Origin of the sequence: Pseudomonas sp. BE134 (genome assembly GCF_031456105.1) — a bacterium.
Lineage (GTDB): Bacteria > Pseudomonadota > Gammaproteobacteria > Pseudomonadales > Pseudomonadaceae > Aquipseudomonas.
The window spans coordinates 14,898-27,961 of the sequence record NZ_JAVDUA010000024.1; the positions used below are offsets into that span (position 1 = coordinate 14,898).

The window sequence follows — 13,064 nt, forward strand, 5'->3', positions numbered from 1 at the left end:
TGTTGGAAAAGCTCAGAAGCCGGCTGCTCAAAGGAGCGTTTTGCGGCTGTATGGCCTGGACCTGGAAAATAAGTGAGAATGCGGGCCACTGGCGGCCGACAAACCGCGCCTATCATATCCAAGATTCGTCATTAGCTTAAGGCCCAAGGTGCAAATGAAACGATCTGCTTTCTTTATTTCCGACGGTACCGGCATCACGGCCGAAACTTTGGGTCAAAGCCTCCTGGCGCAGTTCGAAAACATTACCTTTAGCAAATTCACGCGACCGTACATCGATAACGTGGATAAAGCGCGGGCCATGGTACAACAAATCAACAAAGCCGCTGAAACCGACGGTTTCCGGCCGATTATTTTCGACACCATCGTCAATCAGGACATCCGTGAGATCCTCGCGACTTCGAATGGTTTCATGATCGACATTTTCTCGACGTTCCTGGCACCGCTTGAGCAGGAATTGACCGAGCATTCTTCCTACACCGTGGGCAAATCCCACTCCATCGGCGCCAACACCAATTACATGGAACGCATCGAGGCGGTGAACTTCGCCCTCGACAACGACGATGGCGCCCGCACGCACTACTACGACAAGGCCGATTTGATCCTGGTCGGCGTATCGCGTTGCGGCAAGACCCCGACCTGCCTGTACATGGCCATGCAATTCGGCATCCGCGCGGCCAACTACCCGCTGACCGAAGACGACATGGAACGCCTGACCCTGCCAAGCGCCCTGCGCACCCATCAACACAAACTGTTTGGCCTGACCATCGACCCGGACCGCCTTACCGCGATCCGCAACGAGCGCAAGCCTAACAGCCGTTATTCAAGCTATGCCCAGTGCGAGTTTGAAGTGCGCGAGGTGGAAAACCTGTTCCGCCGCGAGAACATCCCGCACATCAACTCCACGCATTTTTCGGTGGAAGAGATTTCCGCGAAAATTCTTGTGGAGAAAGGCGTGGAGCGGCGGTTCAAGTAGTTCTGCGTCACCTCTTATATCGCCATCGCGGGCAAGCCCGCTCCCACAGTGACTTTTAGTCGCACATTACTTGGTGTAACTGAAGATCGACTGTGGGAGTGAGCCTCCTCGCGATAGCGGTGAACCTGACTACATCAATGTTGAATGTCAGGGCCTCATCGCGAGCAGGCTCGCTCCCACAGGGGTTTGTTGTCCGGCTTAGAACGAGTCGCCTGGGACGCGGACAAAACCTTCCATCAATACCCGCGCACTGCGGCTCATGATGGCTTTGTTCACGGTCCATTCACCGTTCACGAGGCTGGCCTCGGCGCCAACGCGCAACGTTCCCGACGGATGGCCGAAGCGCACAGCGTTACGTTCAATACCGCCTGCCGCGAGGTTTACCAAGGTGCCGGTAATCGCCGCTGCCGTGCCGATGGCTACGGCTGCCGTGCCCATCATCGCGTGGTGCAATTTACCCATCGACAATGCACGGACCAGCAGGTCGACATCCCCCGCCGCAATCGCCTTGCCGCTGGACGACACGTAGTCTGACGGCTTGGCCACGAAGGCCACCTTAGGGGTGTGCTGACGCTTGGCCGCTTCGTCGAGGTTCGAAATCAAGCCCATGCGCAATGCGCCATAAGCACGGATCGTCTCGAACATCGCCAGCGCCTTCGGATCGCTGTTGATCGCGCCCTGCAACTCGGTGCCGGTGTAACCGATGTCCTCGGCATTGACGAAAATCGTCGGGATGCCGGCATTGATCATGGTCGCCTTGAAGGTTCCGACGCCGGGTACTTCGAGGTCATCCACCAGGTTGCCAGTGGGGAACATCGAACCACCGCCGCCCTCCTCTTCTGCCGCAGGATCGAGGAATTCGACTTGCACTTCGGCGGCCGGGAAGGTCACGCCGTCGAGTTCGAAATCACCGGTTTCCTGTACTTCGCCGTTGGTGATCGGCACGTGGGCGATGATGGTCTTGCCGATGTTAGCCTGCCAAACGCGAACAATTGCTACGCCGTTATGCGGGATGCGGCTGGCATCCACCAGGCCGTTGCTGACAGCAAACGAACCCACCGCCGCCGTCAGGTTGCCGCAGTTGCCGCTCCAGTCCACGAATGGCTTGTCGATGGACACCTGACCGAACAGGTAATCAACGTCGTGATCAGCCTTGAGGCTTTTCGACAGGATCACGGTTTTGCTGGTGCTGGAGGTTGCGCCGCCCATGCCGTCGATTTGCTTGTCGTACGGATCGGGGCTGCCGATCACGCGCAGCAACAAAGCATCGCGGGCCGGGCCGGGAATCTGTGCCACTTCTGGCAGGTCTTTCAGGCTGAAAAACACGCCTTTACTGGTGCCGCCACGCATGTAGGTGGCAGGGATTTTGATCTGAGCTGCGTGAGCCATGTGCTCGTTACTCCTTACCTTGAAAACAGACACGGGACTTAAAGTCCCGTGTCCGTACAGCGTGTGTTAAACGGCGACTGCCGACTCTTCGAGGAAGTCCTGGGCAAAGCGTTGCAACACGCCGCCGGCTTCATAGATCGACACTTCTTCAGCGGTGTCGAGGCGGCAGGTCACCGGCACATCGACGCGTTCGCCATTCTTGCGATGGATCACCAGCGTCAGCTCGGCACGCGGTGTGCGCTCGCCGATCACGTCGTAGGTTTCACTGCCGTCGATGGCCAGGGTGTGACGGTTGGTGCCGGCTTTGAACTCCAGCGGCAACACGCCCATGCCCACCAGGTTGGTGCGGTGAATGCGCTCGAAACCTTCAGCGGCAATCGCTTCCACACCCGCCAGACGCACGCCTTTGGCCGCCCAGTCGCGGGACGAGCCCTGACCGTAGTCGGCGCCGGCGATGATGATCAGCGGCTGCTTGCGGTCCATGTAGGTTTCGATGGCTTCCCACATGCGCATCACTTTGCCTTCCGGCTCGACGCGCGCCAGCGAACCCTGCTTGACCTTGCCGTCTTCCAGAACCATTTCGTTGAACAGTTTCGGGTTGGCGAAGGTGGCACGTTGTGCGGTCAGGTGGTCACCACGGTGAGTCGCGTAGGAGTTGAAGTCCTCTTCCGGCAGGCCCATTTTCGCCAGGTATTCGCCGGCGGCGCTGTCCAGCATGATCGCGTTCGACGGCGACAGGTGATCGGTGGTGATGTTGTCCGGCAGTACTGCCAACGGACGCATGCCCTTGAGCGGACGTGCCCCGGCCAACGCGCCTTCCCAGTACGGCGGACGGCGGATGTAGGTGCTCATCTCGCGCCACTCGTACAGCGGCGCTACTTTCGGGCCGGTGTCTTCGTGGATGGCGAACATCGGGATGTAGACCTGACGGAACTGCTCCGGCTTCACCGATGCCTTGACCACGGCGTCGATTTCTTCGTCGCTTGGCCAGATGTCTTTCAGGCGGATTTCCTTGCCATCGACCACAGCCAGCACATCTTTTTCGATGTCGAACCGGATGGTCCCGGCGATGGCATAAGCGACCACCAGCGGCGGCGAAGCGAGGAACGCTTGCTTGGCGTACGGGTGAATCCGGCCGTCGAAGTTGCGGTTACCGGACAGGACGGCAGTGGCGTACAGGTCGCGGTCGATGATTTCTTGCTGGATCACCGGGTCCAGTGCGCCGGACATGCCGTTGCAGGTGGTGCAGGCGAAGGCGACGACGCCGAAGCCCAGTTGCTCCAGTTCGTCGGTCAGACCGGCTTCATCCAAATACAGCGCGACGGTTTTCGAACCCGGTGCCAGGGAGGATTTCACCCATGGCTTGCGGGTCAAGCCGAGCTTGTTGGCATTGCGCGCCAGCAGGCCGGCAGCGATCACGTTGCGCGGGTTGCTGGTGTTGGTGCAGCTGGTGATGGCCGCGATGATCACAGCGCCGTCCGGCATTTGGCCAGGCACGTCGTCCCACTTGCCGGAAATGCCTTTGGCGGCCAGATCGGAAACCGCCACGCGAGCGTGCGGGTTGCTCGGGCCAGCCATGTTGCGCACGACCGTGGACAGATCGAAGGTCAAGCCGCGCTCGTATTGCGCGCCCTTCAGGCTGTCGGCCCACAGGCCAGTGGTCTTGGCGTAGTGCTCCACAAGCTGCACCTGATCGTCTTCACGGCCAGTGAGCTTGAGGTAGTCGATGGTCTGCTGGTCGATGTAGAACATCGCGGCAGTGGCGCCGTATTCCGGAGCCATGTTGGAAATGGTTGCGCGGTCGCCGAGGGTCAGCGCGGCAGCGCCTTCACCGAAGAACTCCAGCCATGCGCCAACCACTTTTTGCTTGCGCAGGAACTCGGTCAGCGCCAGCACCATGTCGGTGGCGGTGATGCCCGGTTGCAGCTTGCCGGTCAATTCGACGCCGACGCTTTCTGGCAGACGCATCCAGGAGGCACGACCAAGCATCACGCTCTCGGCTTCGAGACCGCCCACGCCAATGGCGATCACGCCCAGCGCATCAACGTGCGGGGTGTGGCTGTCGGTGCCGACGCAGGTGTCGGGGAACGCCACGCCGTCACGTACCTGGATCACCGGAGACATTTTCTCCAGGTTGATCTGGTGCATGATGCCGTTGCCTGGCGGGATCACGTCGACGTTCTTGAACGCCTTCTTGGTCCAGTTGATGAAGTGGAAACGGTCTTCGTTACGGCGGTCTTCGATGGCGCGGTTCTTCTCGAACGCCTCCGGATCAAAACCACCGCGCTCGACGGCCAGCGAGTGGTCGACGATCAATTGGGTCGGTACGACCGGGTTCACTTGCGCCGGGTCGCCGCCTTGCAGGGCGATGGCATCACGCAGGCCGGCGAGGTCGACGAGTGCGGTCTGGCCGAGAATGTCGTGGCATACCACGCGAGCCGGGAACCACGGGAAATCGAGGTCGCGCTTGCGTTCGATGAATTGCTTCAGGGATTCGGTGAGCGTGGCCGGGTCACAGCGACGCACAAGGTTTTCCGCCAGCACGCGCGAGGTGTACGGCAGGGTGTCGTAGGCGCCAGGGGCAATGGCTTCGACTGCCGCGCGGACGTCGAAGTAATCCAGATGGCTGCCGGGCAGCTGTTTACGAAATTCTGTGTTCATCGTCAGGGACTCGGTCACGGTAGTTACAAAGGGGGCGTCTGACGCTGGAGTTGAATTGAAACCGGATCAAATGTGGGAGCGAGCCTGCTCGCGATAGCGGTGTATCCGTCGACATCAATGGTGAATGTCAGTCCGTCATCGCCGGCAAGCCGGTCTCGCTCCCACAGGGTTTTCGGTTCCTTCAGTATCCAGCGTCAGTGCCCTCCAGATCAGCGTTGTTCGATTGGCACGAACTTGCGCTGTTCGACGCCGGTGTACTCGGCGCTCGGGCGGATGATGCGGTTGTTGGCACGTTGTTCGAACACGTGGGCAGCCCAACCGGTCAGGCGCGAGCAGACGAAAATCGGTGTGAACAACTTGGTCGGAATGCCCATGAAGTGGTACGCCGAGGCATGGTAGAAGTCGGCGTTCGGGAACAGTTTCTTTTGTTCCCACATGGTCTTGTCGATGGCTTCGGAGACCGGGAACAAGACTTTGTCGCCCACTTCTTCAGCGAGTTTTTTCGACCAGCCCTTGATCACTTCGTTACGCGGATCGTTGTCCTTATAGATCGCGTGACCGAAGCCCATGATCTTGTCTTTGCGCTCAAGCATGCCGAGGGTGCCTTCGATCGCCTCTTGCGGCGAGCTGAAGCGCTCGATCATTTCCATCGCTGCTTCGTTGGCGCCGCCGTGCAGTGGACCACGCAGCGAGCCGATAGCGGCGGTGATGCAAGAGAACAGATCCGACAGGGTGGACGCGCAAACACGTGCGGTGAACGTCGACGCGTTGAACTCGTGCTCTGCGTAGAGGATCAGCGAAACGTTCATCACCTTGACGTGCAACTCGCTCGGCTTTTCACCGTGCAGCAGGTGCAGGAAATGGCCACCGATCGACGGTTCGTCAGACACGCAGCTGATGCGCTTGCCGTCGTGGCTGAAGCGATACCAGTAGGTCATGATCGCCGGGAATGCGGCCAGCAGACGGTCGGTCTTGTCGTGTTGCTCGGAGAAATCGTTCTCCGGTTCCAGGTTGCCCAGGAACGAGCAGCCGGTACGCATCACGTCCATCGGGTGGGCGTCGGCGGGGATGCGTTCCAGCACTTCTTTCAAGGCTTGTGGCAGGTCACGCAGCTTGCTCAGTTTGGCGACGTAAGCGGCCAGTTGCGCTTTGCTCGGCAGTTCGCCGTACAGCAGCAGGTAAGCGACTTCTTCGAACTGAGCGTCAGCCGCCAGTTCACGAACGTCGTAGCCACGATAGGTCAGGCCTGCGCCCGATTGGCCCACAGTGGACAGTGCGGTTTGCCCGGCAACCTGGCCACGGAGCCCGGCGCCACTGAGTACTTTTGCTTCGGCCATTGCTGTCTCCAGTATTTCTTGAATTTGTTTGGGAATCTGCAATTTCTTTCAGATTTACATCGCACACTTGTAGCAGCTGTCGAGCACCGCGAGGCAGCGTTCGGCTGCGTAGCAGTCGCTAAATCGGCCGCCAGACTTTTGCAAGTCCTTCGGCCTCGGACGCAGCCTCGCGGGCTCGGCAGCTGCTACAGGAATGCGTTCTTCATTACTTCTTCGCGGCGAACAACGCATCGAGCTTCTGCTCGAAGGTGTGGTAGTCGATGCGATCGTAAAGCTCCATGCGGGTCTGCATGGTGTCGATGACATTCGCCTGGGTGCCATCGCGGCGCAGCGCGTTGTAGACGTTTTCCGCCGCCTTGTTCATGGCACGGAAGGCCGACAGCGGGTACAGCACCAGCGACACGTCGACAGCGGCGAGTTGCTCGGTGGTGTACAGAGGCGTCGCGCCGAACTCGGTGATGTTGGCCAGGATCGGCGCTTTCACACGGCTGGCGAACAGCTTGTACATGTCCAGTTCGGTGATGGCTTCCGGGAAAATCATGTCGGCGCCCGCCTCGATGCACGCAGCAGCGCGATCCAGGGCAGATTCCAGACCTTCGACCGCCAGGGCATCGGTACGAGCCATGATCACGAAGCTGTCATCGGTACGCGCATCCACTGCGGCCTTGATGCGGTCGACCATTTCCTGCTGGGTAACGATTTCTTTGTTAGGGCGGTGGCCGCAACGCTTGGCGCCGACCTGGTCTTCGATGTGAATCGCCGCAGCGCCGAACTTGATCATCGACTTCACGGTGCGGGCGACGTTGAACGCCGAGGAACCGAAACCGGTGTCCACGTCCACCAGCAGTGGCAGGTCGCAGACGTCGGTGATGCGACGCACGTCGGTCAGCACGTCATCCAGGCCGGTGATGCCCAGGTCCGGCAAACCGAGGGAGCCGGCAGCTACGCCGCCACCCGACAGGTAGATCGCCTTGAAACCGGCGCGCTTGGCCAGCAACGCGTGGTTGGCGTTGATTGCGCCGACCACTTGCAATGGATGCTCGCTGGCGACCGCATCGCGGAAACGCTGGCCTGGAGTGCTCTTGTTCAAACTCATGACTCACCTCGTTTGGCTGTCGGGTTGGCGCCGTCCTGGTAATGACGGGCGATATTGCGTTTGGAGGCGCCGATGTGACGGCGCATCAACAACTCGGCCAGTTCACCGTCACGGTCGGCGATGGCATCGAGAATTCGGTGGTGCTCGGCAAATGCCTGGTGCGGGCGATTAGGTACGGTGGAAAACTGGATGCGGTACATGCGCACCAATTGATACAGCTCGCCGCAGAGCATTTGGGTCAGCGTGCGGTTGCCGCTGCCCTGGATGATTCGGTAATGAAAGTCGAAATCGCCTTCCTGCTGGTAGTAGCCCAGTCCGGCCCGAAACGCCTCATCGCGTTCGTGGGTTTCGAGGACACGGCGCAGTTCGTCGATTTCTTCGAGGGTCATACGCTCGGCGGCCAAGCGGCAGGCCATGCCTTCCAGGGACTCACGGATTTCGTAGAGTTCCAGCAACTCGGCATGGTTCAGCGAAACCACCCGCGCCCCAACATGCGGCACGCGCACCAGCAGGCGCTGGCCTTCCAGACGATGGATCGCCTCACGCAGCGGCCCTCGGCTGATGCCGTAGATGCGCGCCAGCTCTGGCTCGGAGATCTTGCTGCCCGGGGCGATCTCGCCCTTGACGATGGCCGCTTGAATACGCCGAAAGACGTTTTCGGAAAGTGTCTCCGAATCGTCTTGGGTAGTGAGCGGGGGATCCAGTTGATCCAGCATATTGTCGACACCTTGAAAGCTGATGGCGCAAAAACTAGCGAAAACAGGGCGCGCAGTCAAAGGTTAATTCGATATTGTCGACAATCGTCTAATAACCAGTCGCTCCATAACAAAGCAGAACAGGGGTTATAGCCGCCTGCCAGCGCTGGCGCCATCAATCCACCGTGCTAGAATGCCGCCCGCATTTGTTTGTGGCATCTGCACGGCTTGTCATTAATAGCTGACAGGCATACGAGGGAACTTGTGCAGCAATGCCAGGGCCTTGAATCGAAGTACGGACCGCTGCACGCCAGGATTTATGAGACTCAAGCCCTTCCCGACATTCCTTTATCTCCTTTGTCTGCCCGGTTTTGCCGCGGCTGGGGAAAAGACGGTGTACGGCCTCAACGAGTACGCGTCCCTGAATGGCATCAACCTTGAAGTCGCGGCCAAACTCGACACCGGAGCGAAGACCGCTTCTCTGAGTGCCCGCGACATCAAACGCTTCAAACGCAACGGGGAGTCCTGGGTGCGCTTTTACCTGGCCATCGACGCCGCCCATTCGCACCCGATCGAACGCCCACTGGCCCGGGTCAGCAAGATCAAGCGCCGGGCCGGCGACTACGACCCGGAAGAAGGCAAGAAGTACACGGCCCGTCCGGTGATCGAGCTGGACATTTGCATGGGCTCGGCTTTACGCAGCATCGAAGTGAACCTGACCGACCGCAGCGCTTTCCAATACCCGTTGTTGATCGGCTCCGAAGCGCTCAAACGCTTCGACGCGCTGGTCGACCCCAGTCTTAAATACGCTGCTGGCAAACCCGCCTGCGCCACCGACGCTCATACCGCAGAGTAATTCCAATGCGCTCTCTTACCCTCCATCTGAAAATGCTGATCGCCATCCTGGTGGTACTGGGCATTTCAGTTACGGCCTATCAGATCTTCGTGCTCGGCATTCCCGTGACCGAAGACGCCACCGACGACTTGTGGAACATCGACGCCAAGGTCGAGTTCGTCGCCAGTGCCAAGGACCCGGTCAAGATCCAGATGTTCGTGCCGCCGCTGAGCCGCGACTTCGTCAGCCTCAACGAAAGCTTCATCTCCAATAATTACGGCGTGGCGGTGAACCGTGTCGACGGCAACCGCAAGGTCACCTGGTCGGCGCGCCGGGCCAAGGGCAACCAGACCCTGTATTACCGCCTGGTGCTGACCAAGCGTTACTCCGGCGAAAAATCCAAAGTCAAAGGCCCGACCTTCCGCGACAGCATCGCGATCGAAGGCCCGGAAAAACTCGCCGCCGAAGCCCTGCTCGCACCGATTCGCCAGCACTCGGCCGACGTCGAAACCTTCATTGGCGAGGCGATCAAGCGGGTCAACAACCTCAGCGACGACAATGTGAAACTGCTGCTGGCCGGCGATCCGTCCAGTGCGAACAAAGCCAAAATCATCGAGCTGGTCCTGTCCATCGCCCACGTGCCGGTGGAAAAGGTCCATACCGTTCGTCTGGTGGCCGACCAGCCGCAAGTGCCTGAGCTGTGGTTGCGCAGTTTCAACGGCACCGACTGGCTCTACTTCAACCCGGAAACCGGTGAACAAGGCCTGCCGACCGACCGCTTGCTCTGGTGGACCGGCGACGAAAACCTGATCACGGTCGATGGTGGCAAAAAAGCCAGCGTGACGTTCAGCCTGAACAACAGCGAAATGAACGCCATTCGCCTGGCCAAGCTGACCGATGAAAACACCGACGCCAACTTCCTTGAATACTCGCTGTATGGCCTGCCGCTGCAAACCCAGCAGACGTTCATGATCATGGTGATGATCCCGATTGGCGTGCTGGTGATCCTGATCCTGCGCAACCTGATCGGCATTCAGACACTCGGTACCTTTACCCCGGTGCTGATCGCCCTCGCCTTCCGCGAAACCCAGCTCGGCTTCGGTATCGTATTGTTTACGATCATCACGGCGCTGGGGCTCTCGCTGCGTTCCTACCTCGAACACCTGAAGTTGCAGATGCTGCCGAGACTGTCGGTGGTACTGACCTTCGTGGTGGTACTGATTGCGGCCATCAGCCTGTTCAGCCATAAACTCGGCCTGGAGCGCGGGTTGTCGGTGGCGCTGTTCCCTATGGTGATTCTGACGATGACCATCGAACGCCTGTCGATCACTTGGGAAGAACGCGGCTCGGGCTTTGCCATGAAGGTGGCCATCGGCACCCTGTTCGCCGCGTCCCTGGCGCACTTGATCATGACCGTGCCGGAGCTGGTGTACTTTGTGTTCACCTTCCCGGCGATCCTGCTGATCCTGGTGGCCTTCATGCTGGCGATGGGTCGCTATCGCGGTTACCGCCTGACCGAACTGGTGCGTTTCAAGGCGTTCCTGAAGAAGGCTGACGCCTGATGTTCGGTTTCTGGAAGACCTGGAAGGCCCTGGAAGCCCGGGGCATCATGGGGATCAATCGGCGCAACGCGGACTACGTACTCAAGTACAACCAGCGCAGCCTGTACCCGATTGTCGATGACAAGATCATCACCAAGGAGCGCGCCATTGCTGCCGGCATTCACGTGCCGGAACTGTATGGCGTGATTTCTACCGAGAAGGAAATCGACAACCTCGACGAGATCATCGGCGGGCGCACCGACTTCGTGATCAAACCGGCCCAGGGCGCGGGCGGCGACGGCATCATTGTGATTGCCGACCGTTTCGAGGGCCGCTACCGCACGGTGTCCGGCAAGATCATCAGCCATGAGGAAATCGAGCACCATGTCTCCAGCATCCTCACCGGCCTTTATTCCCTGGGCGGTCACCGCGACCGCGCGCTGATCGAATACCGGGTGATCCCGGACCAGATCTTCAAGAGCATCAGCTATGAAGGTGTGCCGGACATTCGCATCATTGTGCTGATGGGCTACCCGGTGATGGCCATGTTGCGTCTGCCGACCCGACAATCCGGCGGCAAGGCCAACCTGCACCAGGGCGCCATCGGCGTCGGCGTCGACCTTGCGACCGGGGAAACACTGCGCGGTACGTGGCTGAACAACATCATCACCAAACACCCGGACACCACCAATGCCGTCGACGGCGTGCAACTGCCCTACTGGGACGGTTTCATGAAACTCGCCGCCGGCTGTTATGAGCTGTGCGGGCTGGGTTACATAGGCGTCGATATGGTCCTGGACCAGGAAAAAGGTCCGCTGATCCTTGAGCTCAATGCCCGGCCGGGGTTGAACATTCAAATCGCCAACGACTGCGGCCTGACCTTGCGTACCCATGCGGTCGAAGCGCGAATGGAAGAATTGAAGGCTCGCGGGGTTACCGAAACGGTGAACGAGCGAGTGGCGTTTACACAGGAAATGTTTGGGCATATTCCGGCGGTTGAGGGCTGATCCTTATAGTTGATCGTTCCCACGCTCTGCGTGGTAACGCCGCCACGGACGCTCTGCGTTCGCCTGTGACGCGGAGCGTCAGAGGATGCATTCCCACGCAGAGCGTGGGAACGATCAATCCCCTCTAGGAGCAAATCCTGCAGAGGACTACAATCGCCACCCCGCCTCGATGGCTGATCTGCCCCGCCCATGTTGACCTGTTCTGTACACCCGCTCCCTTATCGCGCCAACCCCGCCGAGTACTTCGCGGCGATTCGTCATGCTCCCGGTGCCGTGCTGCTCGACAGTGGCCGGCCGAATGCCGAGCGTGGCCGTTTTGATCTGCTCAGCGCCTGGCCGCTGGAGCAATTGGCGGTGCTGCCTGACGAAAGCGGCAGCGATTTCCTGCAACGTTTGCGCGACCAGCTGACACGACTCGGTAAAGCGGCTGTTCCTGACGAACTGCCCTTCGCCGGCGGCCTGATCGGTTATCTGAGCTACGATTTCGGTCGGCACCTGGAGCATCTGCCGACTCAGGCGCAAGACGACCTGCACTTACCCGACGCGCGTTTCGGGATATACGACTGGGCCTTGATCAGCGATCACCACGTGAAGACCAGTCAATTGGTCTTTCACCCGTCGTTGATTGAAAGCGGCCGCGAGCGCCTGATCACACTGTTCACTCAGGTGACGGCTGAAGTCCTTGAACCCTTCAAGCTGACAACGCCGATGAGCGCCGATCTGAGCACCGAAGAGTATCGCCAGGCGCTGGAACGTATTCAAAACTACATCCAGGCCGGTGACTGCTACCAGGTCAACTTCGCCCAACGTTTCCGCGCCGAGTGCAAAGGCGATCCATGGTCGGCGTATGTCGCGCTGCGAGCCGCCTGCCCAACACCCTTTTCCGGTTTCCAGAGCCTCCCCGAGGGTGGTGCGGTGCTGAGCCTGTCTCCGGAACGCTTCGTCAAAGTCAGCGAACGTCATGTGGAAACCCGCCCGATCAAAGGCACCCGCCCGCGCGGCCTGACTGCTGCCGAAGATGCCGCGAACGCCGCCGAACTGCTGGCCAGCCCAAAGGATCGTGCGGAAAACCTGATGATTGTCGACCTGCTGCGTAATGACTTGGGCCGTACCTGCCGCATCGGCTCGGTACGGGTACCGGAGCTGTTCAGCCTGGAAAGCTATCCGAATGTGCATCACCTGGTGAGCAGCGTGACCGGTGAACTGGCCGATGAGCGAGATGCGCTGGACCTGATCGCCGGCAGCTTCCCCGGCGGCTCGATCACCGGTGCGCCGAAGATTCGTGCGATGCAGATCATTGATGAGCTGGAGCCGACCCGGCGCGGGTTGTACTGCGGGTCACTGCTGTATCTGGATGTGCGTGGCGAGATGGACAGTTCCATCGCGATTCGCAGCTTGCTGGTCAAGGATGGACAGGTGTGTTGCTGGGGTGGTGGCGGGATTGTCGCCGATTCCGAATGGCAGGCTGAGTATCAGGAATCAATTACCAAGGTAAAAGTCCTGCTCGATACCCTGCAAAATCTCTAAAGC

10 protein-coding genes are annotated in these 13,064 nt (G+C 59.7%); 5 read left to right on the forward strand and 5 right to left on the reverse strand.

Annotation, left to right across the window (positions count from 1 at the left end):
* Positions 1 to 154: 154 nt before the first annotated feature.
* Positions 155 to 973: a pyruvate, water dikinase regulatory protein gene (locus tag J2Y56_RS19545; protein WP_007944515.1), complete on the forward strand. Its 819-nt coding sequence runs from the start codon at positions 155 to 157 to the stop codon at positions 971 to 973.
* A gap of 198 nt (positions 974 to 1,171) precedes the next feature.
* Here the strand turns inward: J2Y56_RS19545 and prpF are convergent, their stop codons facing one another.
* The 5 genes from prpF to J2Y56_RS19570 form a co-directional block, all read right to left on the reverse strand.
* On the reverse strand, positions 1,172 to 2,362 hold the full coding sequence (prpF, locus tag J2Y56_RS19550) for a 2-methylaconitate cis-trans isomerase PrpF (protein WP_310352105.1): 1,191 nt from the start codon (positions 2,360 to 2,362) through the stop codon (positions 1,172 to 1,174).
* A 66-nt stretch (positions 2,363 to 2,428) separates the two neighbouring features.
* Positions 2,429 to 5,023, reverse strand: a complete 2,595-nt coding sequence (gene acnD, locus J2Y56_RS19555; RefSeq protein WP_007944513.1) for a Fe/S-dependent 2-methylisocitrate dehydratase AcnD — start codon at positions 5,021 to 5,023, stop codon at positions 2,429 to 2,431.
* Between the two features lie 209 nt (positions 5,024 to 5,232).
* Positions 5,233 to 6,360, reverse strand: a complete 1,128-nt coding sequence (prpC, locus tag J2Y56_RS19560) for a 2-methylcitrate synthase (RefSeq protein ID WP_310352109.1) — start codon at positions 6,358 to 6,360, stop codon at positions 5,233 to 5,235.
* 205 nt (positions 6,361 to 6,565) lie between these two features.
* Positions 6,566 to 7,456: a methylisocitrate lyase gene (prpB, locus tag J2Y56_RS19565; RefSeq protein ID WP_007944511.1), complete on the reverse strand. Its 891-nt coding sequence runs from the start codon at positions 7,454 to 7,456 to the stop codon at positions 6,566 to 6,568.
* On the reverse strand, positions 7,453 to 8,169 hold the full coding sequence (locus J2Y56_RS19570; RefSeq protein ID WP_405046871.1) for a GntR family transcriptional regulator: 717 nt from the start codon (positions 8,167 to 8,169) through the stop codon (positions 7,453 to 7,455). Before J2Y56_RS19570 ends, prpB begins: the two co-directional genes overlap by 4 nt.
* A gap of 301 nt (positions 8,170 to 8,470) precedes the next feature.
* Here J2Y56_RS19570 and J2Y56_RS19575 point away from each other — a divergent pair, with 301 nt between their 5' ends.
* The 4 genes from J2Y56_RS19575 to pabB all read left to right on the forward strand — a co-directional run bounded on the left by J2Y56_RS19575 (position 8,471) and on the right by pabB (position 13,061).
* Positions 8,471 to 9,007, forward strand: coding sequence for an ATP-dependent zinc protease (locus J2Y56_RS19575; protein ID WP_007944509.1), 537 nt, complete (start codon positions 8,471 to 8,473; stop codon positions 9,005 to 9,007).
* A 5-nt stretch (positions 9,008 to 9,012) separates the two neighbouring features.
* Entirely contained in the window at positions 9,013 to 10,548 is a 1,536-nt protein-coding gene (locus J2Y56_RS19580) for an inactive transglutaminase family protein (protein ID WP_007944508.1), read from the forward strand.
* Positions 10,548 to 11,534: an alpha-L-glutamate ligase-like protein gene (locus J2Y56_RS19585; RefSeq protein ID WP_310352113.1), complete on the forward strand. Its 987-nt coding sequence runs from the start codon at positions 10,548 to 10,550 to the stop codon at positions 11,532 to 11,534. Before J2Y56_RS19580 ends, J2Y56_RS19585 begins: the two co-directional genes overlap by 1 nt.
* A gap of 189 nt (positions 11,535 to 11,723) precedes the next feature.
* Entirely contained in the window at positions 11,724 to 13,061 is a 1,338-nt protein-coding gene (gene pabB, locus J2Y56_RS19590) for an aminodeoxychorismate synthase component I (RefSeq protein WP_007944506.1), read from the forward strand.
* Positions 13,062 to 13,064 lie beyond the last annotated feature (3 nt).